At 72.2% G+C, this 24,537-nt stretch carries 22 protein-coding genes; 13 read left to right on the top strand and 9 right to left on the bottom strand.

What is annotated here, in order from left to right:
• Positions 1–45 precede the first annotated feature (45 nt).
• Positions 46–1,527, bottom strand: coding sequence for a xylulokinase (gene xylB / locus OHA19_RS06775; protein ID WP_405718752.1), 1,482 nt, complete (start codon positions 1,525–1,527; stop codon positions 46–48).
• Between the two features lie 219 nt (positions 1,528–1,746).
• On the opposite strand from xylB, the gene xylA reads away from it, so the two are divergent.
• Complete coding sequence (gene xylA / locus OHA19_RS06770; protein WP_405718755.1) at positions 1,747–2,916, top strand: xylose isomerase; 1,170 nt, start codon at positions 1,747–1,749, stop codon at positions 2,914–2,916.
• Between the two features lie 24 nt (positions 2,917–2,940).
• Here the strand turns inward: xylA and OHA19_RS06765 are convergent, their stop codons facing one another.
• From OHA19_RS06765 to OHA19_RS06750, 4 genes are all read right to left on the bottom strand, one after another.
• Positions 2,941–4,185: an ROK family protein gene (locus OHA19_RS06765; RefSeq protein ID WP_405718757.1), complete on the bottom strand. Its 1,245-nt coding sequence runs from the start codon at positions 4,183–4,185 to the stop codon at positions 2,941–2,943.
• 130 nt (positions 4,186–4,315) lie between these two features.
• Positions 4,316–4,930, bottom strand: coding sequence for a DUF305 domain-containing protein (locus OHA19_RS06760; RefSeq protein ID WP_405718760.1), 615 nt, complete (start codon positions 4,928–4,930; stop codon positions 4,316–4,318).
• A 26-nt stretch (positions 4,931–4,956) separates the two neighbouring features.
• On the bottom strand, positions 4,957–5,607 hold the full coding sequence (locus OHA19_RS06755) for a DUF3105 domain-containing protein (protein ID WP_405718763.1): 651 nt from the start codon (positions 5,605–5,607) through the stop codon (positions 4,957–4,959).
• An 84-nt stretch (positions 5,608–5,691) separates the two neighbouring features.
• Positions 5,692–6,471, bottom strand: a complete 780-nt coding sequence (locus tag OHA19_RS06750) for a hypothetical protein (protein ID WP_405749669.1) — start codon at positions 6,469–6,471, stop codon at positions 5,692–5,694.
• A 9-nt stretch (positions 6,472–6,480) separates the two neighbouring features.
• On the opposite strand from OHA19_RS06750, the gene OHA19_RS06745 reads away from it, so the two are divergent.
• Positions 6,481–7,089, top strand: coding sequence for a GNAT family N-acetyltransferase (locus OHA19_RS06745; RefSeq protein WP_405718768.1), 609 nt, complete (start codon positions 6,481–6,483; stop codon positions 7,087–7,089).
• A 63-nt stretch (positions 7,090–7,152) separates the two neighbouring features.
• Here OHA19_RS06745 and OHA19_RS06740 read toward each other — a convergent pair whose 3' ends face one another.
• On the bottom strand, positions 7,153–8,664 hold the full coding sequence (locus OHA19_RS06740) for an APC family permease (RefSeq protein ID WP_405718771.1): 1,512 nt from the start codon (positions 8,662–8,664) through the stop codon (positions 7,153–7,155).
• A gap of 226 nt (positions 8,665–8,890) precedes the next feature.
• Between OHA19_RS06740 and OHA19_RS06735 the strand changes: the two genes are divergently transcribed.
• Together OHA19_RS06735 and OHA19_RS06730 are read left to right on the top strand one after the other, a co-directional pair.
• Positions 8,891–9,670 (top strand): GntR family transcriptional regulator, encoded by a 780-nt coding sequence (locus tag OHA19_RS06735; protein WP_405718774.1) that lies wholly within the window; start codon positions 8,891–8,893, stop codon positions 9,668–9,670.
• A 57-nt stretch (positions 9,671–9,727) separates the two neighbouring features.
• Positions 9,728–10,933, top strand: a complete 1,206-nt coding sequence (locus tag OHA19_RS06730; RefSeq protein ID WP_405718777.1) for an amidohydrolase — start codon at positions 9,728–9,730, stop codon at positions 10,931–10,933.
• A 26-nt stretch (positions 10,934–10,959) separates the two neighbouring features.
• Here the strand turns inward: OHA19_RS06730 and pcaB are convergent, their stop codons facing one another.
• Entirely contained in the window at positions 10,960–12,321 is a 1,362-nt protein-coding gene (pcaB, locus tag OHA19_RS06725) for a 3-carboxy-cis,cis-muconate cycloisomerase (protein WP_405718780.1), read from the bottom strand.
• Between the two features lie 126 nt (positions 12,322–12,447).
• Positions 12,448–13,215, bottom strand: a complete 768-nt coding sequence (locus OHA19_RS06720) for a VOC family protein (RefSeq protein ID WP_405718783.1) — start codon at positions 13,213–13,215, stop codon at positions 12,448–12,450.
• Positions 13,216–13,364: 149 nt separating this feature from the next.
• Here OHA19_RS06720 and OHA19_RS06715 point away from each other — a divergent pair, with 149 nt between their 5' ends.
• The 3 genes from OHA19_RS06715 (at position 13,365) to thrS (ending at position 17,003) form a co-directional block, all read left to right on the top strand.
• On the top strand, positions 13,365–15,065 hold the full coding sequence (locus OHA19_RS06715; protein WP_405718785.1) for an FUSC family protein: 1,701 nt from the start codon (positions 13,365–13,367) through the stop codon (positions 15,063–15,065).
• Positions 15,062–15,568, top strand: coding sequence for a MarR family winged helix-turn-helix transcriptional regulator (locus OHA19_RS06710; protein ID WP_405718787.1), 507 nt, complete (start codon positions 15,062–15,064; stop codon positions 15,566–15,568). Before OHA19_RS06715 ends, OHA19_RS06710 begins: the two co-directional genes overlap by 4 nt.
• Before the next feature lie 220 nt (positions 15,569–15,788).
• Positions 15,789–17,003, top strand: a complete 1,215-nt coding sequence (thrS, locus tag OHA19_RS06705; RefSeq protein WP_405749668.1) for a threonine--tRNA ligase — start codon at positions 15,789–15,791, stop codon at positions 17,001–17,003.
• Between the two features lie 120 nt (positions 17,004–17,123).
• On the opposite strand, the gene OHA19_RS06700 is transcribed toward thrS, so the two are convergent.
• Positions 17,124–17,879 carry an IclR family transcriptional regulator gene (locus OHA19_RS06700; protein ID WP_405749666.1) on the bottom strand — a complete coding sequence of 252 codons (756 nt, stop codon included), beginning with the start codon at positions 17,877–17,879 and terminating at the stop codon, positions 17,124–17,126.
• Between the two features lie 493 nt (positions 17,880–18,372).
• Here OHA19_RS06700 and OHA19_RS06695 point away from each other — a divergent pair, with 493 nt between their 5' ends.
• The 6 genes from OHA19_RS06695 to OHA19_RS06670 all read left to right on the top strand — a co-directional run bounded on the left by OHA19_RS06695 (position 18,373) and on the right by OHA19_RS06670 (position 24,502).
• A complete protein-coding gene (locus tag OHA19_RS06695; protein ID WP_405718793.1) occupies positions 18,373–19,995 on the top strand; it encodes a sensor histidine kinase in 1,623 nt (540 codons plus the stop codon).
• Positions 19,992–20,399: a roadblock/LC7 domain-containing protein gene (locus OHA19_RS06690; RefSeq protein ID WP_093896207.1), complete on the top strand. Its 408-nt coding sequence runs from the start codon at positions 19,992–19,994 to the stop codon at positions 20,397–20,399. Before OHA19_RS06695 ends, OHA19_RS06690 begins: the two co-directional genes overlap by 4 nt.
• Positions 20,396–20,767, top strand: a complete 372-nt coding sequence (locus OHA19_RS06685) for a DUF742 domain-containing protein (RefSeq protein WP_405718795.1) — start codon at positions 20,396–20,398, stop codon at positions 20,765–20,767. Before OHA19_RS06690 ends, OHA19_RS06685 begins: the two co-directional genes overlap by 4 nt.
• On the top strand, positions 20,748–21,362 hold the full coding sequence (locus OHA19_RS06680) for an ATP/GTP-binding protein (RefSeq protein WP_351259809.1): 615 nt from the start codon (positions 20,748–20,750) through the stop codon (positions 21,360–21,362). Before OHA19_RS06685 ends, OHA19_RS06680 begins: the two co-directional genes overlap by 20 nt.
• Positions 21,363–21,427: 65 nt before the next feature.
• Complete coding sequence (locus OHA19_RS06675) at positions 21,428–22,987, top strand: cytochrome P450 (RefSeq protein WP_405718798.1); 1,560 nt, start codon at positions 21,428–21,430, stop codon at positions 22,985–22,987.
• 168 nt (positions 22,988–23,155) lie between these two features.
• Positions 23,156–24,502 (top strand): 6-phospho-beta-glucosidase, encoded by a 1,347-nt coding sequence (locus OHA19_RS06670; protein ID WP_405718800.1) that lies wholly within the window; start codon positions 23,156–23,158, stop codon positions 24,500–24,502.
• Positions 24,503–24,537 lie beyond the last annotated feature (35 nt).

Here is a 24,537-nt window from a genome sequence, read left to right as displayed (position 1 = left end):
ATCGCCGCGCTTCCCCAAACCGGTCCGGAGACCGCTGGGGAACCGTCAGAAACCGGCGAGCAGGGGCCCGGAGGCCCGTTCCAGTACCGATCCGACCCGCTCCCAGGTGGCCGAGTCCCGCCGGACGGGCGGCAGTCGGACGTCCTCGCCGGTGCCCCAGCCGGCGGCGATCGCGACCGGGTCGGAGCCGGTGGCCGCGGCGGCGGCCAGTGCGGCGGCGCCCAGGGCCACCGGTTCGCCGCTCCCGGGCACGATCACGGGACGCCCGGAGAGCCGCCGTACCGTCTCCACCCAGGCCCGCCCACGGGCGCCGCCGCCGATCAGCCGCAGTGGGCGCGCGGCCACCTCGGGATCGGCCGGGTCGAGACCGCAGGCCCGCAGCAGTTCGTCGAGTGCGCGCAACACGGTGACCACTGCGCCTTCGTAGGCGGCGCCGAGGAGCTGACGGGGTGTGGTGTCGTGCCGCAGCCCGGTGAGCAGGCCGGCGGCTGCGGGCAGGTCGGGGGTGCGTTCGCCGTCGAGGTAGGGGAGCAGCACCGCCTCGCCGCCGGGAGAGATGTCGTCGCGGTCCAGGCCGAGCAGGGCGGCGACCTTGTCCACGGCGAGCGTGCAGTTGAGGGTGCAGGCCAGCGGGAGATAGGTGCCGTCCGTCGCGGCGAATCCGGAGAGTGCCGGGGACGCGGGCCGGGTCCGGGTCGCCGCGAAGACCGTTCCCGAGGTGCCGAGGCTGAGGACGGGGTGGTCGACGAGCCCGGCGCCGCCCAGCCCGAGGCCGACGGCGGCGCTCATGTTGTCCCCGGTGCCCGCGGCCACGGCGGTCGTGGTGGGCAGCCCGAGGTCATCGGCCGCCCCGGCGGTCAGCGAACCGACGTGGGTCGCGCCGGCCGGGGCCACCGTGGGGAGCGACGCGGCGTCCAGGCCGAGGAGTTGGAGGATTCCGGGATCGTAGGCACCTGTCGCGATGGAGTACCAGCCGGTGCCCGAGGCGTCGCCGGGGTCGGTGACGGCGGTGCCCGCGAGCCGTTCGGTCAGGAAGTCGTGGGGCAGGCGTACGGCCGCGGCCGCGGCGGCGACGTCCGGCTCGTTCTCCTGGAGCCACCGCCACTTCGACGCGGTGACGGCGGCCACCGGTACCGACCCGGTCCGCGCGGTCCAGGCGTCCGGGCCGCCGAGCGCCTCGGTGAGTGCGGCGGCCTGCGGGGCGGAGCGGGTGTCGTTCCACAGCATCGCGTGGCGCAGCGGACGGCCCGAACGGTCGAGGACGACCAGTCCGTGCTGCTGTCCGGCGACCGCGATGCCGGTCACCGCCGACGCGGTGACCCCGGATTCCTTCAGCCCGGCGGCGACGGCGTCGCGCAGTGCCCGCCACCACGCCTCCGGGTCGCTCTCCCGGGCCCCCAGCTCACCGCGGACGACGTGCGGCGCGCGGCCGACGGCGAGCAGCCGGCCGCTCCCGGCGTCGACGAAGGCCGCCTTGGTGGACTGGGTGGAACTGTCCACGCCGATGACGACGGTACGAGGCGGCATGGCGCCCTCATTCCTGTGCAGCGGGCCGGTGCGGCGGGGGCCGCGCGGGTTTTGGTCGTGTGCAAAACAAAATACGCGACCGAGTCCCCGACGGGCAGTGGAAGTGCGAGGGGTTACGCCTCGGAAGAAGCCCATGCATCATTAGTCATGACAGTGAACAAATAAGGTTCGGGCGGCTCGACCGACCCCGGGACCGACGGCACCGAAGGCGGCCACACGATGACGGAACGCTTCACGCCCACCCCCGAGGACAGGTTCACCTTCGGACTCTGGACGGTGGGCTGGCAGGGACGCGACCCGTTCGGCGACGCGACCCGCGCGGCGATCGACCCGGCCGACTCCGTGCGGCGGCTCGCGGAACTGGGCGCGTACGGTGTGACGTTCCACGACGACGACCTGATCCCGTTCGGCTCGACGGACACCGAGCGTGAGGGGATCGTGAAGCGGTTCAGGCAGGCGCTGGACGCGGCCGGGCTGGTCGTCCCCATGGCGACGACGAACCTCTTCACCCACCCGGTGTTCAAGGACGGCGCGTTCACCGCCAACGACCGCGACGTACGCCGGTACGCCCTGCGCAAGACGCTGCGCAACATCGACCTCGCCGTCGAGCTCGGCGCCACCACCTACGTCGCCTGGGGCGGCCGCGAGGGCTCCGAGTCCGGCGCCGCCAAGGACGTCCGGGTCGCCCTCGACCGGATGAAGGAGGCCTTCGACCTGCTCGGCGACTACGTCACAGGGCAGGGCTACGACCTGAGGTTCGCCATCGAGCCCAAGCCGAACGAGCCGCGCGGCGACATCCTGCTCCCCACCATCGGCCACGCCCTCGCGTTCATCGAGCGCCTGGAGCGACCGGAGCTGGTGGGCGTCAACCCGGAGACCGGGCACGAGCAGATGGCCGGACTGAACTTCCCGCACGGCATCGCGCAGGCCCTGTGGGCGGGCAAGCTCTTCCACATCGACCTGAACGGTCAGTCGGGCATCAAGTACGACCAGGACCTGCGCTTCGGCGCGGGCGATCTGCGCCAGGCCTTCTGGCTCGTCGACCTGCTGGAGACGGCCGGTTACGCGGGCCCCCGGCACTTCGACTTCAAGCCGCCGCGGACCGAGGACCACGACGGGGTCTGGGCCTCGGCCGCGGGCTGCATGCGCAACTATCTGATCCTCAAGGAGCGCGCCGCCGCGTTCCGGGCCGACCCCGCCGTCCAGGAGGCGTTGCGCGCCTCCCGGCTGGACGAACTGGCCCGTCGCACCGCCGAGGACGGTGTCACCGGCCTGCTGGCCGACCGGTCTGCGTACGAGGAGTTCGACGTGACCGCGGCGGCGGAACGGGGGATGGCGTTCGAGGCCCTGGACCAGCTGGCGATGGACCACCTGCTCGGCGTCCGCTGAACCCGGGGCGCGCCCGGCAGGTTCTCAGCCGGCCGGGCGGCCCGCGTACGCCACAGGGTCGGCCAGCACCCCCGTCAGCACCAGCGCCGCGGCGCCCCGGGCCGCGTCACCCGCGACGGACGAGGCGCGCAGCCGTCCGCTCCCCGGGGACCAGAGCCCCGACACCACACGGCCGGTCAGCTCCTGGTCGGCGGGCGGCGACAGCCACGGCATCAGGTTCCGGTAGATCCCGCCGAGCACCACCGCGTCCGGGTCGAGCAGATTCACCGCCCCGGACAGCACCCGCCCCAGCATCCGGCCGGCCTCCGCGACCGCGGCCACCGCCCGTTCGTCCCCCGCGCGGGCGCGCCGTTCCAGCTCGGCCACCCCGGCGCCGCCGCCGGACTCCGCGATCCCGGCGGCCCGCAGCAGCGCCGCCTGTCCCGCGTACTGCTCCAGGCAGCCGCGCGAGCCGCACCGGCACTCCGGCCCCTCGGCGTCCAGCACCACATGCCCGATCTCCCCGGCGAAGCCGTGCGCACCGCGCAGCAGCTCACCGTTGACGACCAGCGCACCGCCGACACCGATCTCACCGGTCAGATAGAGGAAGCTGCGCAGGTCGTCGAGTCCGCCGAACCAGAGCTCGGCCAGCGCCGCCAGATTGGCCTCGTTCTCGGAGGCCACCGCCAGCGGCTCGTGCCCCGGGCGGGCACGGGTGAGCGCGGCGGCGAAGAGGTCCTCGGCCGGAACGCGGTTCCAGCCCAGGTTGGGCGCCTGGCGCACCGTACCGCCGGAGACCAGTCCGGGCAGTGCGAGCGCCACCCCGACCGGGAGGAGTTCCTGCTCGCGCGCCGACTCCAGGGTGCGTGCGGCGATGGCGGCCGCCCGCGCCAGGACCTCCTCGGGGGGCGCGCCGCGGTTGTCGAGGTGCTCGGTGAGCCGCACCCGTCCGGTGCCCGCCAGATCCACGACACACACCGACACGTAGTCGATGTTGACCTCCACACCCAGCCCGGCGGGCCCGGTGCGTGCCACCTTGAGCGCGGTGCCGGGGCGGCCCGCCTGACCGCTGAAGGTCTTGCCGGACTCGGTGAGGAAGCCGATGGCGAGCAGCTGCTCGACGAGCGAGGACACCGCGGCCCGGGTCAGCCCCACCCGCGCGGCGACCCCGGCCCTGGTCGCACCGCCCTCGGCCTCGTCGCGGACGGCGCGCAGCACCAGACTGAGGTTGCTGCGGCGCACCGTGTCCTTGTCGGCCTTGGGCCCCAGCGGTGTGACGTTGCTCTTCATGTCGGGACCGAGCCTATGCGATCCCCTGTGCGACCCGGCGTGCCGGACTTTCCGGCCACCGGACGGCCCGTTCGCCAGGGGCGTGCCCCTGTCGCGAACGGGCCGTCCGGTGCATGCGGGCCCGAGGCACTCAGGCCTCGGCGCCGCGCTCCTCGAGCATGTCCGCCATGAGCGCGATCTCCGACTGCTGGCCGCGCACCATCCCCGCCGCCAGGTTCCTGATCGCATCCGTGTCCGCCGAGTTGGCCGCGGCCTGAGCCATCTCCACCCCGGCCCGGTGGTGCGGGGTCATCAGCTTCAGGAACAGGACCTCGGCGTCCCTGCCCTTCGCCGCCCGCAGCGCGTCGAGCTCGGTATCGGTCGCCATGCCGGGCATCAGCGAACCATCGCCCCTCGGGGTGAAGGGGTGATTCATCCACTTCATCGGCGCGGCCGAGGAGGACTTCGCCCGGCCCCACATCTCCAGCCAGCCGAGCATCATGCCCCGCTGATTGGCCTGCGTGTTGATGATGTCGTAAGCGAGCCGGCGCACCGCCTCGTCGGACGTGCGGTCCCGGACGATGAACGACATCTCGACCGCCTGCTGATGGTGGATCGACATGTCACGGGCGAACCCGACGTCGACCGAGGTGTCCGAGGGGGCGGCCGCGACGGAGTCGGAGCCCGCGGACGAGGACGGTCGTACCAGCATGAGTGCGACCAGGCCCACCGCCAGCAGCAGCACCACACCGCCGGCCAGCGCCATCGGACGCGAGGATCGGGCCGCGGACATCACTGGGCGACCCCGCCCGTGCAGGCCGCGCCCGGCTCCGGGGTCTGCGGGCCCTGCACGTACTTGGTGAAGAACTGCCCCACGCGTGCGTCGGAGGCACCGTTCACCGTGACCTGCTTGCCCCAGGCGCTGAGCATGACCGGGGCGGCCTGGTCCTCGACCGGGCTCATCAGGGAGTAGGGCGTTGACTTGACCCGCTCACTGAGCTTCTCGATGTCGGCCGGCTTCGCCTTGCTCGTGTACGTGACCCAGACCGCTCCGTGTTCGAGGGAGTGGACGGCGTTCTCCTTCGGTATCGCCTTGGTGTAGACGTCGGCGTTGCAGTTCATCCAGATCGGGTTGTGATCGCCGCCGACCGGCGGGTTCATCGGGTAGCCGACCTTCTTCTCGACATGGTTCTGGGTGAGCTTGTCCCAGGTCCGCTCGCCCTTCACCGGAGCGGACTTGGCCTCGGTCTCGGCCTTGTCCTTGTCGTCGGCGGCGGACATCAGATAGCCGCCGCCCGCGACGAGCGCGGCGACCACGGCGACGGACGCGGTGATGGTGATGATGCGGCTGCGCCGCTCGCGGGCCCGCTCCTTGCGGCGGGCCTCCTCCAGCTTGGCGCGGCGGGCGGAGGCAGAGCTGTTCTGTTGCTTGGCGGAAGCCATGGGGGTCCTTCGGTTCAACAAGACTGATGGAGCTGAGGGCATGCGGAGTGCGCCCCCCGGTGTCCCGGGGAACGGGTCCTGCCTCTAGATCCGCTGAACCTGCAGACGGAGGTGGTCGACTTCCCGCACGGCGTCGTTGGACGGGCCGCGGATCGCGGCCGCGCCGGTCAGCGGGGCGACGGGAACGGCGACGGGGGTACCGGGAAGGGCTGCCGGTGCGCTCTGGCCCGGCAGCACGACCGGGGTCGAGTGCTCGGACGGGCCGCGGCAGGAGCTGCCCGTGCCCCGGTCCTCGGGGGCGTCGGCCACCACGATCCGCGCGAGCGCGTGGTGCGTGGGTGTGATGGTCCGGGCGACGGTCGCCGGGTGGGGGGCGGAACCGTGCGCGGCCGGGGCCGTGATCGAACAGCACGAGACCATGGCGAGCAGTACGAACAGCCAGCCGAGCACGGCCGACGTGCAGGTGCCCCGCACTCGTCGGTGGATCCGTTCGCTCAGCCTGTTCATGCCGTCATCGTACGCGGTGTGTGAACTTTCAAAGAGGGGTGGGACGGGGCGGGCGGGGTGGATGTTGTGACGAGTGCCCCCGGCACGATCGTCCGTGCAATTCGTCTCGAAGAGGCGGCCCGCGGGGGAGTCCGTCACGAGCGTGTTGCCGTTGGGCAGCCGCTGGGCGCTGCCCATGAACGGGGCGAAGAACGACTCGCGCGCCGGGTCGTGGTACTCCCAGGCAATGGTGCCACTCGCGCGCTCGATCTCGATGACGCGGCTGAACGGGACGTCCCGGTGCGGGCGGAAGACGCCGTTGTCGTGCGGTCCTCGGCCCGGCACGGCACCGGCCCGAGGGGGCGGGTGCCGTGCCATGATGCGCCCATGCCGTACTTGGTGCCGCCGCTCATTCCCCGGGGCCGCCTCGCGGACTCCGCCCAGCCGGCTCTCGTCGTCGCCGACGACCTGCGTCTGCGGCCGTGGCGGCGCGAGGACGCACCGGCGGTCGTCGCGGCCTTCTCCGATCCGGCGATCCAGCACTGGCATCTGCGCCGCGCCGACAGTGAGGACGAGGCGCGCGGCTGGATCCGGCAGTGGCAGGACGCCTGGCACGGCGAGACCGCGGCGCACTGGGCCGCCGTACGTCCTCGGGGGGCGAGCGACGGAATCGGGGAAGTCCTCGGCCGGATCTCGCTCCGCTCCATGATCCCGGCGGTCGGTCTGGCGGAATGCGCCTACTGGGTGCTGCCGGCCGCCCGCGGACGGGGCGTGGCGCCACGGGCCGTCTCCGCGCTCGCGCGCTGGGCGTTCGACGCCATCGGGTTCGAGCGGCTGGAACTCGCGCACTCCGTGCTGAACGAGGCTTCCTGCCGGGTGGCGGCCAAGACGGGGTTCGCCCTGGAGGGCACCCGGCGCCACTCCCATCTGCACGCCGACGGCTGGCACGACATGCATCTGCACGCCAGGCTCCGCGGGGACGACGCGGAGGGCTGACGAGGGCTGACCGCGGCGGAGGCGGTTCAGGCCGTTCGCGTCGTCCCGGCGCAGCCGCGACGCTCAGTCCCGTTCCACGTCCACCTCGGTGAGCCGCGCGTACCGTTCGGGGTCGGCGCGCCGGATGCGCAGCGCGACCACGAAGCCGGCCACGAGCACCACCGGCAGTGGCACCAGCAGCGCCGCGTTGACCGCACCCGTGCGCCCGGTGAGCAGGTCGAAGTGGAGCATCGCCAGCACCGAAAGGAGCGCGAGACCCACGAACGCGATCAGCGGTGCGACCGCGACCCGCCAGACCGACATGGAGTGCCGGTCCCGGCGGAAGAAGAAGCAGACGGCGAGCGCGGCCAGCGCCTGCATGATCATGATGCCGAGCACGCCGGTGCTGTTGGTCCACAGGAAGATCTCGGAGTACGGATCCGCGCCGATCAGCGCACCGCCTCCCACGACCACCAGACCGAAGACGGTCTGCACGACGACCGCCGTCACCGGCGAGCCCTGCCGGGGCGACACCCGGCCCAGCCGGCGCGGCAGCAGTCCCTCGCGGCCCAGGGCGTAGAGGTAGCGGGCCGCGGCATTGTGGAAGGCGAGGGTCGCGGCGAACGCGCTGACCACGATCAGCACATGCATGGAGTCGGCCAGCCACGGCCCGACGAACCGGTCGGCCGCGTGGAACGTCAGCCGCGGGCCGTCCGAGGACCGGGCCATCGAGACCGACTCGTCCGTGCCGAAGCCGCCCATCAGGATCCACACCCCGGCGGCGTAGAACAGTGCCAGGAAGCCGATGGCGACAAAGGTGGCACGGGGCACGGTGCGGTCCGGGTCGCGCGCCTCCTCGGCGTAGATCGCGGTCGCTTCGAAGCCCGTGAACGCGCCGATTACCAGGACGAACATCCCCGCCATGCCACCCGAGGAGGCCAGCACCGACGGGTCGAAGGACGTGACGTCCAGAGCGGCGGTCCCGCGGTCCGCCAGCACCCCGACGTCCATCACCAGCAGCACCAGGACCTCCAGGACCAGCGCCACCCCCAGCACCTTCGCGCTCAGCGTGACCCGCAGCCAGCCCAGCACCCCGGTGCCCAGCACACAGAGGGTCGACAGCGGCCACCAGGGCAGTTCCGCACCGGTGAGATCGCTCAGCGTCGTCGAGGCGAAGTAGCCGAACCCGGCTGCGACACCGGGGGCGATGAGGTTGTACGAGAGCGTCGCCAGGTAGGCGGTGGCGACGCCGAGCGTACGGCCGAGGCCTCGGGCCACGTACGCGTAGAAGGCCCCGGCGTTGCGCACATAGCGGCTCATCGCGGTGAACCCGGCGGCGAACAGCACCAGCAGCGCACCGGAGACCAGATAGCCGAGCGGGGTGCCCGGACCGCCGATCCCGATGGCGAACGGTGCGACACCGGCCAGCACGGTCAGCGGTGCGGCCGCCGCCACGACGAAGAAGACCAGATCGAAGGTTCCGATCTGCCCTCCGGCGAGCCTTCCGGAAGGCTCGCCGGAGGGCCGGGTGGTATCCCGGATGGCTGAGGGGGTGGCGGAGGCGGGCGGCGGGACAGCCGTCGAGGGTTGCGTCATCGGTGGTTCCTCAGGTGCGAACGGGCGGCTGGATGCCGAAACCGATGCCTTCTTCAGGCATGGGGCAGCGGAAAAGGCCAGTTCAGGGGCGGCCGAATTAGGCGCGGCGCTCAAGCTATCTGGTATACCGAATGCCGAGCAAGGGGTATGGAAGGTTTATGGAATCTGCGATGATCGCGGCACGGGAGCCGGAAGAGACCGGCTCCGAAGGGCAGGAAGCGAGTCCATGAGCGGCAGCCGAACCGCCGGCCGGACCGCCACCGGCACCATCGGTGCGGCACATCGGTCGCTGCGCGACCAGGTCTATGCGGAACTGCGCGAGAGGATCACCGACGGCCGCTGCCCCTCCGGGCACCGGGTCGTCGAACGGGAACTCGCGGACGAGCTGGGGGTGTCCCGTATCCCTGTACGGGAGGCCATCCAGCGGCTGGAGACCGAGGGGTTCATCGCGGCGCAGGCGCGCAAGGGCGCGTTCGTCGCCCCGCTCGGCCCGGCCGAGGCCGCGGACTTCTTCGACATCCGGGAACACCTGGAGGCGCTGGCGGCCTCGCTGGCCGCCCGCCGCGCCGACCGGGCCGGCCTGCGCACCCTGGAAAAGCTCCTGGAGCAGGCCAGCCGTGCCGCCGACTCCGCCCGCCGGACCCGCGAACTGGGCTCGGTCCACGCCGACTTCCATCAGCAGATCGTCGTCATGTCCGGCAATCCGCTGCTCCAGGGGCTGATGGCATCGCTCGACGGCCGGCTGCGCCGCCTCTTCAGCCTCACCTCCGAGCCGGGCGACGGTCCCGTGATGTGCGGGGAGCACGAACTGCTCTTCGAAGCGATCCGGAGCGGTGACGCGGAGGCGGCGGAACGGATCGCCCGCCGTCATGTGGCCGGGACGCGCGAGACCGCGATGCGGATGCTCGCCGCCGGCACCCCGGACCGTGAAGCCGCCGGCACCCCGGACCGTGAAGCCGGACCGGCCGCCGCGGATTCCGGCCCCCGGCCCCGGCCCCGGCCCTGACCCAGACGACCGGACCCGCGCACGACGTCGCGCACCACCGAAGGAGACCCCCGCCCCATGGCGACGCCCGCCCCCGCCCGCACCCACGTCCTGTTCACCGCCGTCCGTTCTGCCGACGGGCGCACCCGTGACCTGCTGGTCTCCGACGGCCGGATAGCCGCGTACGACCCCGCGGAGCTGCCCGACGGCTGTGCGACCGTGGACGCCGCGGGTGCCCTCGCTCTGCCCTCGCCCGTCGACGCGCACATCCACCCCGACAAGTCGACCTGGGGCGGGCCCTGGCTGAGCCGCGAACCCGCCGACACGCTCCGGGACCTGATCGAGGGCGACGTACGGGCCAGGGCCGCCTTCAAGGATCCGGTGGTGGAGCGGGTCGGGGCGCTCATGGACCGGGCCATCGCCCGTGGCACCCGCGCCATGCGGGCCCATGTGGATGTCGCCCCCGTCCACGGTCTGTCCGCAGTGCACGGAGCCCGGGCGGCGGCCGATGCCCGCAAGGACCTCCTCGACGTCCAGATCGTCGCCTTCCCCCAGCTCGGCCTGTTGAGCCGGCCCGGCACCGGCGAACTCATGGAGCGGGCCCTGTCCGAGGGCGCCGACGTCGTCGGCGGCCTCGACCCGATCGGCATCGACGGCGACATGGAAGGCCAGCTGGACTTCGTGTTCGGGCTGGCCGCCCGCAAGGGCGTACCGCTCGACATCCATCTGCACGACGGCGGACCGGCAGGCATCCGTCAGGTCACCGAGATCGCCCGGCGTACCGTCGCGGCGGGGATGCAGGGACATGTCACCCTCGGCCATGCCTTCGCCGTCGCCGAGCTCGACGGCACCGAACGCGAGTCCGTCGCCACATTGCTGGCCGAGGCCGGCGTCTCCCTGGTCACCTGCGCGCTGGGCGGTGACCCGGTGCTGGACCCGGCACGGCTGACCCCGCACGGCGTGCGGCTCGCCGTCGGTTCCGACGGTGTGCGCGATGCGTGGACACCGTTCGGCGACGGCGACATGATCGCCCGGGCCCATCTGCTCGCGTACCGCACGGATGCCCGCACCGATGCCGAACTCGCCGCCTGCTACGAGGCGGTGGCCCAGGGCGGCGCCGCCCTGCTCGGGCTGCCCGCCTCCCGGCTGGAGACCGGCGACCCGGCCGACTTCGTGCTGGTGGCCGCGGGTTCGCTGCCCGAGGCCGTCGTGGACCGACCGGTCCCGGCCATGGTCGTACGCGCGGGCCGGGTCATCGCCCGCGACGGCCGGCTGATGCGATGAGGGCGGGCCCGGCGTGACGGGGCCGGTCAGCCGCGATCGAGTGCCCGGTCGGTGAGGGCGCCCGCGCAGCCGGTGTAGCGGGCCGGGTCGGTCAGTTCGCCCAGGTCGAGACCGGCGAGTTCGGGCTCCTCGTCGAGTACGTCGGCGAGGACGTCGGCCAGGTCCGTGGTCTCCGCGCGGGCCCGGTCTGCGGCGCTGACCAGAACCTCCTCGGCGCGCCTGCGGCCGATCCGTTCGGCGAACACGGCGGCCAGTCGCTCCGAGACGATCAGGCCGTCGGTGAGCTGGAGATTCTCCCGCATGGCGTAGGGGACGACGCGCAGTGCGCCGGTGAGTTCGGCGGCGCGGCGCGCGGCTCCGCCGACGAGCCGCAGCAGTTCGCGCAGCGGCTCCCACTCGGCGTGCCACGCCCCGGCCGGCCGCTCGTCCTCGGCGACGAGCGATCCGTACAGCGTCGCCGCCAGGCCGGGGGCGCGACGGGCGGCGGCCGCGATCAGCGTGGCGTGCACCGGACCGGCCCGGTGCGCCATGACGGACGAACCGTCGCCCTGCCCCTCGGTGACCTCGCCGATCTCGGTCCGGGAAAGGCTGAGCACATCGGCCGCCGTCTTGCCGAGCGCACCCGCGGTGAAGGCGAGCGCGCCCGCCAGGTCCGCGATCGGGGTACGCAAGGTGTGCCATGGCAACAGCGGTTCGGCCAGGCCGAGTTCGTTCGCGAACGCCTGGATCAGGGGCAGCCCCGGATCGATCGCGTCGATGTCCTCGGTGGGCGCGTACGCCTCGAAGGCGGCCAGTGTTCCCGCCACGCCGCCGAGTTGGGCGGGAAGCGACTCCCGTACGACCGAGAGACGGTCCCTTGCGTCGAGGACCAGCGCCCGCCATCCGGCCGCCTTGAGCCCGAAGGTGGTCGGCACGGCGTGCTGGGTGAGGGTCCGGGCGGCCATCGGGGTGTTGCGGTGCGAGGTGGCGAGCAGGGCCACCGCGTCCGCGGTCCGCGCCAGATCGTCCAGCAGCGGAGCCAGGGTCCGTGCGGCGACCAGCATGGCCGCGGTGTCGAGGATGTCCTGGCTGGTCGCGCCCCGGTGCACATACGGCCGGATGTCCGGTTCCACCGCGGCGACGAGCTCCATGACCAGCGGGATGACCGGATCGCCGCCCGCGCGGGCGCGCAGCGCCAGATCCCGTACGTCGAAACGGCCCACGTCGGCAGCCGCGGCCGTCACCGCCGCCCCCGCCCCGGCGGGGGCGAGCCCGCAGTCGGACTGGGCACGGGTGAGTGCTGCCTCGGCGTCGAGCATCGCCTGCAGAAAGGCGCTGTCGCCGGTGGCCGTCTCGGCGGGGGAGCCGGCCCGCCCGGGGGCGAGCAGTCCGGCATCGCTCTCGTACATCGGCTGAACTCCAGGGTGCCGTGCTCGCCGCCCGCTGCGGGCGGATGTCGGACCGGTGGGTACGAAGAGGTTTCCGCGCACCGGCTGTGTCGGATGCCCCGGCAAGGCGCAGAGGTGCGGCAGCCGTCAGCCTTTGCCGCCCGACCGGTGGATGCCGAACACCGCGCCCTGCGGGTCCCGTACGACCGCGATCCGCGGCCCTTGCGGGATGTCCGTCGGCGGCATCAGCAGTTCGCCGCCGGCGCCCTGAGCCGTGGCGGCCGTCGCGTCGACATCCGCCACGGCGAAGTACGGCAGCCAGTTCGGCGGCGCCTCCGGCGGGAACCGGTCGTCCATGATCAGCATGCCGCCGAAGTCCTCACCGGCCACGCCCCACTGCGTGTACCGGTCCGACGCGGCGTTCACCGTCCACCCGAAGACCGCGGGGTAGAAGGCGAGTGCCGGGCCTGCCTCGCGGGTGACGAGCTCGACCCAGCCGAGCGCACCGGGGTCGTTCAACCGCTCGGCACCGGCGAAGGCGCGCCCCTGCCACAGCGAGAACACGGCGCCGGACGGATCGGCGACGACCGCGAACCTGCCCTGGTCGAACACGTCCATCGGGCCGACCAGGAGCGAACCGCCCGCCGACTTCACCCGCTCGACGGTGCCGTCCGTGTCGTCCGTGGCGAACGAGACCGTCCAGGCGGTCGGCTGACCCGGCTGATAGACCGGGCTGAGCGCGGCCACCCGCGCGTCGCCGAGGTGCGCCATCGTGTAGCCGCCCGCCTCCTCGCGCGGATCGGTCTCCGGGCGCCAGCCGAATAGCGCCGTGTAGAACGACTTGGCGGCCGGGATGTCGGGGGTACTCAGCTCGATCCAGCAGGGGCCGCTGGGCACCGGTTCGGTGAGCTTCATTCGGGTTCCTCCGTGGATGCGTGGGCGCGTGGACGCGTGCCTGTGCCCGCACCTGTCCGCCCTCGCGCAGTTGAACGCTATGACCTCGCGCGGGGTGCGGCCATCGGGGAAAAATATTTTACGGGTGTAATACCTGCTAAAGTGTTTGGGTGAGTGATACAACTATCCGGCCCCGGCGGCCCTCCGTCCGCAGACTCCCGCTGGCGACCCCGCTGCGTCTCGCCCGGCCCTCGGACATGTGGTTCAAACCGGCGCTGAGCGTGGTCGTCGCCACCGCCGTACCGGATCTGGTGCTGCTCGCCCTCGGCCGGCTCGACCTCGTGATGTACACGATGGCCGGTTCGCTCTGTGCGCTGTACGGCCACAACCTGCCGTATGCCCGGCGGGCCCGGGCGGTCGCCGGAGTCGTCGTGTCCATGGTGATCGGCATGGCGATATCCCTGGTCGCGGCCTCTCTCACCGGTTCGACCGCCGTGCTGATCGCGGTGGGGGCGCTGCTCGCCGCAGGGCAGAAGACGCTCTGTGACGCCACCCGCATCGGCCCGCCCGGACCGGTGATCTTCACGTTCGTCACCTCCGCCGCCCTCTTCGCCCCACAGCGTCTCGGCCAGGTGCCCGGCCATGTCGTGCTGACCCTGGCCGCGGGCGCCATCGCCTGGCTGGTCACGGTGGGCCCCGCGCTCCTGCGCCGGGAGGGCCCGGAGCGCCGGGCGACGGCCCGCGCCCTCGACGCCGCCGCGGCGTACCTGGCCGACCCCGGCCACCGCACCCGGCACGCCGCGGCCGCCACCGTGCACGCGGCCTGGCAGACACTGCTGGCCGCCGGACGCCCCACGCCCGTACGCCGGTCACTCGAACGGCTGGTCGTACGCGCCGAAGCCGCCCTCGCCGGAGGCACCCTCGGCGCCGCCCCGGCCGTTCCGGACCCGGAACAGCTCCGCGCCTGGGCCCGGCAGGCCCGCGCCCGCGGCCCCGTCCCCACCCCGCCGCCCGCCCCGGGCACGGCCGAGGAGCTGTTCGGCATCGACGCCGAACGGGCCGCCCGGCGCGGCGCGAGCCGTCGCGAGGCCCGCCGCGCGCTGCTGCGCAGCCTCGCCCCGGGCTCCCCGCTGCTGCCCATCGGCGCCCGCGCTCTCGTCGGCTGCGCCCTGGCCGGATACGTATCCCAGGCGGCCGGTGTCGGCCGCCCCTACTGGGCGATCGTCACCGCCGCCTCCTTGTACCAGGCCAATGTGACCCTGTCCTGGAACCGGGCCCTCCAGCGCACCCTCGGCAATCTGCTCGGCGTCCTCGTCTTCGCCGCGATCCTCCCGGTCAGCCGCACCGGCCCGCTGGCCCTCATCGGCTTCTGCCTGTTCTTCGCCTTCGCGGCCGAGGCCCTGATCACCCGCAACTACTGGCTCGGCTCCGTCGCCGTCACCCCGATGGCACTGCTGGTCCTGGAATTCGGCGGCACCCACCCGGCCGGTGAGCTCATCGGCGACCGGGTCCTGGACACCGTCATCGGCGCGGGGGCGGGCCTGCTCGCCGCCATGCTGGTGACCAACCGCCGCGCTGCCGGACGCCTGGAGAAGGCACTCGCCGCCACCGACCTGGCCCGCGCCCACGCCGTACACGCACTGGCCGCCCCGCAGCCGACACCCGCCGCGCTCGAAGCCGCCCGCCGCAGGCTGACCGGATCGCTCGTGGAACTGCGCGAGGCCGACGACACCGCCGCGGGCGAATGGTGGCAGCGTGCCCTGCCCCAGGAGCGGGTCCTCGCGGCCGAGCAGGCCGGACACCGTACGCTCGCCGCGACAGCAACACGGCGGGGGTCGATCGCCCGCGCCCCGGAGAACGGAGCGGTGTGACCGACGACATCGTCGCCTCGGTGGTACGGCAGTGGCAGGCCGTCAACCCGGAACTGGACACCGGACCGATGGAACTCATCGGCCGCATCAACCGCTGCGCCGCCCTGCTCCAGCAGGCCGAGGACGCCCCGCTGCGCGAGGCCGGGCTGACCCGCGCGGAGTTCGACCTGCTCGGTGCCGTACGCCGCACCGACCGCGAACTCACCCCCGGTGAACTGGCCAGGGAGACGTTCTCGTCCGGCGCCGCCGTCACCAAGCGACTGCGGGTCCTTCAGGAACGTGGTCTCGTCGACCGCCGCGGCGACGACCGCGACCGCCGGGTCAATCACATCCGCCTCACCGAGGAGGGGCGCGCACTGGTGGACATGCTGCTGCCCCGGCAGCTCGCGTACGAGCGCGCGGTGCTCTCCGGTCTCGACGAGGACACGCGTACCCGGCTCAGCGCCCAGCTCAGTGAACTGCTGGTGCAGCTGGAGGGGCGGATCGGCGGCGGCCGGCGCTGAACCGGGGCGGGTGCGCGGGTCCGTACCCGCGGCGCGGAAAAGAAAACCGCGCGGACGCCGGTGCGCCGCTGCTAGTGTCCACCGCATGAAGCGCGCTGCCATGACGACGACGCCGGAGAGTGTCCCGGCGCGCTGACAGCTGTGCAGTGAGAAGCCCCGGGGCGAGTGCCCCGGGGCTTCGCCTTGCGGTCACCCGCCCGACGACCGCGAGGAGACCGCCATGCACGACCACCGCAAGCTCGGCCGCGAGCTGGGCCTTTTCGACACCGACCCGCTGATCGGCGCGGGACTGCCCTACTGGCTGCCGGACGGCGCCGCCGTGCGCCACACCCTGGAGGAGTACGTCCGCACCGCCGAACGACGGGCCGGCTACCGGCACGTGTACTCGCCGGTGCTCGGCAAGCGGGAGCTGTACGAGATCTCCGGGCACTGGTCGCACTACAGCGACGACATGTTCCCGCCGATGGACCTGGGCGGGGAACAGGTCGTGCTGCGGCCGAGCCTGTGTCCGCACCACGCCGTCATCTACCGCTCCCGCGCGCACAGCTACCGCGAACTGCCGCTGCGCATGGCCGAGCTGGGCGGCATGTACCGCTCCGAGCTCTCCGGAGTGCTCGGCGGACTGACCCGGGTGCGTTCCATCCAGCTGAACGACGCGCACATCTTCTGCACCCCCGACCAGGTGGCCGAGGAGGCGAGCGCCGCGCTGGAGCTGATCGGCGCGGCGTACCGGGCGCTGGGCATCAGCCCGGCCCGCTACCGGCTCTCCCTGCCGGGCCCGGGAGGCAAGTACGTCGACGATCCCGGGATGTGGCAGAAGTCCACCGCCCTGCTGACCGAGGTCCTCGACCGCTCGGGGGTGCCGTACGAGGCGGCCGAGGGAGAGGCCGCGTTCTACGGTCCCAAGATCGATGTCCAGGTCGCCGACGGCGCCGGCCGGGAGTCCACCCTCTCCACCGTCCAGATCGACTTTCATCAGCCGGGCCGGTTCGACCTGCGCTACATCGGTCGCGACGGTGCGAAACACCGGCCGGTCATGATCCACCGCAGCATCATCGGCAGTGTGGAGCGAGCCGTCGCCCATCTGATCGAGGTGCACGGCGGGGCCTTCCCCGCCTGGCTCGCCCCCACCCAGCTGGCGATCCTCCCGATCTCCGACGCGGAACTGCCGGACGCCGAGGCGTTCGCCCGGAAATGCACCGATCTGGGGCTGCGGGCCGAGATCGCCGGGCCGGAACGCGGCACCCTCGGCGCCCGCATCCGGGAAGCCCGCCTGGCGCCCTGTCAGGCGGTGATCGGAGCGAGGGAGGCCGCCGAGGGACAGGTGGCGCTGCGTCTGCGCGGCGGAACCCGGCTGGAGCCGCAACCCGCGGACGGCGTGCTCGCACGGATCGCCGGCCTGGTGGACGCACACGCCGTCGAACTCCGGCTGTAGACACTGCGGGGGAGGGGGTCACCGGAGCGGACCGCCGGAGCGGGGCGGCGCGCTCCGGCGGTCCGCTCCGGCGCACGCTCGTCCGTGGCCGCGCGTCCGTGGCCGCGCGGGTGGGACCGCTCAGACCGTGGCCGACAGCGCGACGGACACGCGGAGTTCTCCGGCGAGGCGGACGAGCGCCGTGTCGTCGCCGCGATCGGCCGGTGCCGACGCCATCAGGGCGAGCCGGTCGCGCCGGCTCGATCCCGCCAGCGCCACGGCCACGGTGTTCATGCCCCGGACCGATTCCCCGCGGCTGAGCGCGTAGCCGAGGGAGCGGATCTCCTGGAGTTCGTCGAGCAGCGCGGAGCGCGAGACGACGGTGGACGGCGTGGCCGCGTACAGCTCCTCGCCCGGGTAGAGGGAGCAGACCTGCTCCGGCGTCATCCGGGACAACAGCAACTTCCCGCCCGACGTGGCGTGGGCGGGGTGTGTACTGCCGGGTTCCGGCATCACCCGCACCGGCTGCGAGGACTCGCGGCCGTCGGTGACGATGATCCGGTCACCGATCAGCGCGATGGACTGCACGGTTTCGCCGGTGCGCAGCACCGCGTCGTCCAGCACCACCGTGAGCCGCTCACGGACGGCCGGACCGAATCCCGCCGGGCGGCCGAGCCTGACCAGCTCCGGACCGGCCGAGTAGCCGCGGCCCGAGAAGTCCCGCGTCGCGAAGCCGCGTCCTTCCAGGGTGCTGAGGACCCGGTGCGCGGTGGACCGGCCGACGGAGAGCAGCTCGGCGGCCTCGGAGACGGTGAGCGTGTCGTGAGTGAGGAAGAGCTGCATCAACCGGAGCCCGGTGTCCAGCGATTCGATGGTGTAGCCCCGATCAGGCCCCATGGTGTGTCAGTTCCCCTTCGTTTCCGGTGTGTTCGGCGACGCGCGCGATGCCGGCCGTGCCGCCCGTCAGTCCGGCGACCGCGCCGTCCACCCGCCCCTGAGTCATGAATGTGCTCCTTTCGATCTGGTTCGATCGCATGTACGCCTGTCCTGGAAGGCGGGACGGTTTGCGGGACCGACAGGACACTGAGATCACCGAAATCGCTCCGTATCAACAATATTTTGTCCCGCTCTCCGGTACGAGTGGCTCGTCCCTTCACCGAATCGCCCCGACTGTCACTCCTTGTGTGCGTGCGACGGCGGTGCGTGCAAAAACTCGTGAGTGTATTACCGCTGGAGCGCTCGCGCAGGGGGTTGGGTGAATGTGCCGAAGCACTGATTCGATCTGACTAAGCTCACGCGCAGTGAAGTCGAGTTGATATGAATTCGAGCGCTTGTTCCCGACTGTCCTGCAAGCGTGCATACCTCCCGAATCAACCGCCAGAGGTCTTAGATGGTTCGTGTTGAATCACCGCCGAGCGACCGAGATTCCTCCGTCGCTCGCGCCGTGTTCCTGCCCGTGCTCCTGATGGGCGGCGCCACCGCCGCCGCGGCGGCACTGGTTTCCACGGCCGCGCGGATACCAGTCGTCTGGTGCGGTGCCGTCGCCACCGTGGTGGTCGCCGCCCTGAGCGTCCAACTCGCCCGCCGGGCGCGCGATCTGCGTTCCCAGCGCGCGGTGTACGAGCGGCGCTTCGCCGACCTGGAGCGGCGCATCGCCACCCATGACGACGAGACCGTGCGGATCAGCAAGGAGCTCCTGCCGGCCGCGATCCACCGGCTGCGCGTGGGCAATTCGCCCGAAGAGGTGCTCCGTGACGTCGTCGACGCGGACGAGCTCTACCGCGACCTGCCCGATGCCCAGCGCACCCTCGTCTACACGGTTCTGCACATCATCGACAACGAAGAGGCGATGCGTGACTCCGCGCAGCGCGCCTTCGTCAACGTCGCCCGGCGCGTCCAGGCGATCGTCCACCGTCAGGCGAGTGAACTGCGTGAGATGGAGGAGCACCACGGGCGCAACCCCGACGTCTTCGACGACCTGCTCCGCATCGACCACGGCACCGCACTGATCGGCCGCCTCGCCGACTCCATCGCGGTACTCGGCGGCGCCCGGCCCAGCCGTCAGTGGCCCAAGCCCGTACCGCTGTTCAGCGTGCTGCGCGGCGCCATGTCACGGATCCTGGAGTACCCCCGCGTCGATCTGCACTCGATCGCCAAGGTCGCCATCATCGGCACCGCAGTCGAGCCGCTCATCCACGCCTGTGCCGAACTCCTCGACAACGCCACCCGCTACTCGCCCCCGCAGACCCGGGTGCACGTCACCGCCGTCGAGGTGCAGACCGGCATCGCCATCGAGATCGAGGACGGCGGCGTCTCGCTCAGCGAGGAGGCCCGCTCGCGGGCCGAGAACATGCTCGCCAGGGCCCAGGCCGGCTCCAACATGAACGACCTCGGCGAGTCCCCGCGGCTCGGCATGGCCGTCGTCGGCCGGCTCTCGCGGATGTACGACCTGCAGGTTTCGCTGCGGCAGTCCGCGTACGGCGGTGTCCGCGCCGTGCTCATCGTGCCCCGCGCCATGATCACCACCGGACCCGCCCCCGGCATCGCCCACGGCATCGGCGCCACGTCGAGGCCCACCAGCGACATCGACCAGGAGGCCATGAAGCACGTCGTGCCGGCCCGCCGCAAGCCCCGTACCCCCGTGGCCCAGCGACCCGCCACCGGGCCGGTCGCGCCCGCCACCCGGCCGGCCCTCCCCGCCGCCGCCATGGAGAACGACGTCCCCGTGGTGACGGAGTGGACCGCGGGCGGGCTCCCGCAACGCCGCAGCCGAGGCCGGGCACCCCTGGGCTCGCACAACCTCCCGGCCCAGCCCGTCGACCCCACCGCAGGCCGGCGCAACGGCTACGCGAACGGCCACACCAACGGCCACGGACCCGGCGGCGAAGGCGGCAAGGAGCAGCCCCCCGGGCTCTGGCTGGAGGCCTTCACCAACGCGGTCAACGGCGTGCCGCAGGATCCGAAGACCGACGAAGACTCTGACGATGCGTGGGACAAGGGAGACCTGAAGTGATCCAGCAGCGGGGAAACATGGACTGGATGCTCAAGGAACTGGCCGACGACGTACCGGACATCCACCAGATCGTGGTGCTCTCCGCCGACGGTCTGCGCATCGCCCGGCACGGCGGCGACCCCGACGTCGCCGACCGCCTCGCGGCGGCCTGTGCCGGACTGCAGAGCCTGGCCGCCGCCGTCGCCTCCGAAATCCCCTACAGCGACGGGCTCATGCGGCTGGTCGTCATCGAGGTCACCGGCGGCTTCTTTTACCTGATGGCCGCTGGAACGGGCGCGTACCTCGCGGTGCTCGCCGGTGAGACGGTCGACGCGGGGCTCGTCGGATCGCGGATGCGTGACATGGTCGTCAGGATCGGTGCCCACCTGACGAGCCCGCCGCGCCACGACGGGCAGGCCGGATGAACTCTCCCCGACGAGAACGCCGAAAAGCCGATCCGGTACTGAGCGATCCGGAACGGCTGTACGTGATCACCGGCGATCCCGACGGCAGCGAGCGGGCGCAGCTCGACCTGGTCACGATGATCGTCGCGCAGGCACAGCCGACACCGACGGTCCAGCCCGAGCAGGCCGTGATCCTGCGGCTCTGTCAGGCACCGTTATCCGTCGCCGAGATCTCGGCATACCTCGGTCTGCCCTTCAGCGTGGTGACCTCGCTCCTCACCGAACTCCTCGCTGCCGGGCTCATCGAATCGCGCGCACCCATCGTCCGCGCCACTCTCCCGGACAGGTCCCTTCTCGAAGCGGTGATGCATGGACTTCAGAAGCTCTGACACGATCACCGGCCCCCGGCGCGAAGACGTCCTTCCCACCACGGCGACAGCTGCGGTGAAGGTCGTGATCGTCGGAGGGTTCGGGGTCGGCAAGACGACCATGGTCGGTTCCGTCAGCGAGATCCGGCCGCTGACCACCGAGGAGACCATGACCCAGGCCGGTGTCGGCGTGGACGACAACTTCGGGGTGGAGAGCAAGACCGCCACGACCGTCGCCATGGACTTCGGCCGTATCTCCATCAGTGAGGAGCTGATCCTCTACCTGTTCGGCACCCCGGGCCAGGAGCGGTTCTGGTTCCTGTGGAACGGGCTGTTCGAAGGTGCCCTCGGCGCGGTGGTCCTCGTCGACACCCGGCGCCTCGAAGTCAGCTTCGACGTCATCGGGAGGCTGGAGGAGCGTGGCGTGCCGTTCGTCGTCGCCATCAACACCTTCCCCGGGGCCCCGAAGCACCCCGTCGAGGCGCTGCGGAGCGCACTGGACCTCCCCGACGAGGTCCCGATGATCGACTGCGACGCCCGACTGCGCGGCTCCAGCCGCGACGTGCTGATGACCCTGATGCGTTATCTGCACAGTCTGGCTCTCCCGCTCGCCTGACCGCAGGACCAACCCCCTCGCGCATCTCCATCCTTCCGGTACTTGGCCTGATCCCTGGAGCGATCGTGACAACCCCATTCCACTACGAGCCCGGAGCGGCCCAGGGGCCGGTTCCGCCCCCCGGATGCCCGGCCCACGGCCTCGGCATCGGCCCCGGCGGACTGCGCCGGTTCTACGGCCCGGAGGCCGAGCGGGACCCCCACGGGCTCTACGACAAGCTGCGCGCCGAACACGGCACCGTGGCCCCCGTGTTGCTGCACGGGGACGTACCCGCCTGGCTGGTTCTCGGGCACAGCGAGAACCTGCACATGACCCGGACCCCCTCGCAGTTCTCCCGCGACTCCCGGCGATGGCGGGCCCTGCAGGACGGCAGCGTCGCCCCGGACCACCCGCTGGCCCCGATCTTCACCTGGCAGCCGATGTGCGTGTTCGCCGACGGGGCCACCCATGAGCGTCTGCGTGGCGCGGTCACCGACAGCATGGGCCGGATCGACACCCGCGGCGTCCGCCGCCACGTCAACCGCTACAGCAACCGGCTCGTCAACGACTTCTGCCAGCAGGGCCGTGTCGACCTGGTCACCCAGTTCGCCGAGCGGCTTCCGATGATGGTGATGTGCGCGATCATCGGCATGCCCGAGGAGTACAACGACCGGATGGTCCAGGCCGCCCGCGACATGACCCGCGGCACGGCGACCGCGGTCGCGAGCAACGCCTACGTGCTCGACGCGCTGACCCGGCTCGTCCAGCGCCGTCGGCGCGACCCGGCGGACGACTTCGCCACCTGGCTCGTCGAGCACCCCGCCGGGCTGAACGACCAGGAGGTCAGCGAGCATCTCCGGCTGATCCTCATCGCCTCCTACGAGGCGACCGCCAACCTGATCGCCAACGTCCTGCGGATGGTGCTCACCGACCCGCGGTTCCGGGCCAGGCTCAGCGGCGGTCATATGACGGTCCCCGAAGCGGTCGAGCAGACGCTGTGGGACGAACCGCCGTTCACCGCGGTCTTCGGCCGCTGGGCGGTCGGTGACACCGAGCTCGGCGGCAAGCAGATCAAGGCCGGCGACGCGCTGATCGTGGGCATCGCACCGGCCAACTCCGACCCGGTGGTCCGGCCCGATACGGGCGCCGACATGGCGGGCAACCGCGCCCACCTCGCGTTCAGCGGCGGCCCCCACGAATGCCCGGGGCAGGACATCGGACGAGCCATCGCGGACGTCGGCGTCGACGCCCTGCTGATGCGACTGCCCGACCTCGAACTGGCCGTCGAGGAGACCGAGCTGAGCTGGGTCGGCAACATCATGGGCCGGCACCTGGTGGAGCTGCCGGCCGACTTCGCCTCCCGCCCGCCGCAGGACGACAAGGAACCGCCGTCCATGGGCAGGCCCAACCCGCAGCGCCAGGACTGGGAGCTCCAGCCGACGGTCCGGCACACCGCACCCACACCCGGACGTGCCTCGTCCACCGTGCCGACGGATACGGCGTCCACGGCCACCGCCGTGGACGAAACCGGGAGCCCTGCCTCCGCGTCCGCCCCGTCCGCCGTCGGCCGGATCCCGCAGCAGCGCGGTGAATCCGCACCGGCGAGGCTGTGGCGGGCCGTCTCGCGATGGTGGAGCGGCAGCTGACCCGGCACACCTCCTCGGGAGTGAAGACGCACCGGTATCCGGCCCGGTGGCCCAGGACCTCCGGGTTCGCGGCCACCGGGCCGGACGCCGTCCCAGGCAACCGGGTGGGCGCCGCCGACCGTGGTCGTTCGGCCCCGGACCGGGCCCGCCCCCGTACCATGCGGAAGCGTGAAGCTGACAATTCTGGGCGGCGGCGGATTCCGGGTTCCACTCGTGTACGGGGCGCTGCTCGCCGATCACGCCGAAGGCCGCGTGTCCGCGGTAACCCTCTACGACACCGACGCCGACCGGCTCACCGCCGTGGCCCGGGTGCTCGGCGAACAGGCCGCCGGCGTCCCGGACGCGCCCGCCGTCACCGCCACCACCGAGCTCGACGAAGCGCTGCGCGGCGCCGACTTCGTCTTCTCGGCGATCCGCGTCGGCGGCCTCGAAGGCCGGGCCGCCGACGAGCGGGTCGCCCTCGACGAGGGCGTACTCGGCCAGGAGACGGTCGGCGCGGGCGGCATCGCGTACGGACTGCGCACCGTGCCCGTCGCCGTCGACCTCGCCCAGCGCATCGCGCGGCTCGCCCCCGAGGCGTGGGTCATCAACTTCACCAACCCGGCGGGCCTGGTCACCGAGGCCATGTCCCACTACCTGGGCGACCGGGTCATCGGCATCTGCGACTCGCCGGTGGGGCTCGGCCGCCGCATCGCCCGGGTGCTCGGAGCCGACCCCGACCGGGCCCGGATCGACTACGTCGGGCTCAACCACCTGGGCTGGGTCCGCGGACTGTACGTCGACGGCCGGGACGAACTCCCGGGACTGCTCGCGGATCCGGCGCTCCTCGGCTCCTTCGAGGAGGGCAGGCTCTTCGGCACCGACTGGCTGCGGTCGCTGGGCGCCGTCCCCAACGAGTATCTGCACTACTACTACTTCAACCGGGAAGCGGTCCGCGCCTACCAGGACGCCGAGCAGACCCGCGGTGCCTTCCTCCGGGAGCAGCAGGAGGGTTTCTACGCCCGGATGAAGGACCCCGCCACCCCCGCCCTGTCCGCCTGGGACCGGACCCGCGCGGAGCGCGAAGCCACCTACATGTCGGAGAACAGGGAGGCCGCCGGGGTCGGCGAGCGGGACGAGAGCGATCTGGAGTCCGACGGCTACGAGCAGGTGGCGCTCGCCCTCATGCGGGCCGTCGCCCGCAACGAACGGACCTCGCTCATCCTCAACGTCCGCAACCGCACCACGCTTCCGGTCCTCGACGCGGACGCCGTCATCGAGGTGCCGTGCCTGGTCGACGCCAACGGCGCCCGTCCCGTCGCCGTCGACCCGCTTCCGTACCACGCCGTCGGGCTGGTCACCGCGGTCAAGGCCGTCGAGCGAGCGGTGCTCGACGCGGCGGCGAGCGGCTCCCGCACCGCCGCCGTGAAGGCCTTCGCACTGCACCCGCTGGTCGACTCGGTGACCGTGGCCGGGCGCCTCGTCGACGGTTACCTCAAGGTGCATCCCCAACTCGCTTATCTGAACCGCCCGTAGCCGTTCCGGGCCGACAGGGCTGGAGCCATTCCGGT

Source organism: Streptomyces sp. NBC_00012, from assembly GCF_045040875.1.
Taxonomy (GTDB): Bacteria; Actinomycetota; Actinomycetes; order Streptomycetales; family Streptomycetaceae; genus Streptomyces.
This window is presented reverse-complemented; position numbering and strand designations above follow the sequence as displayed.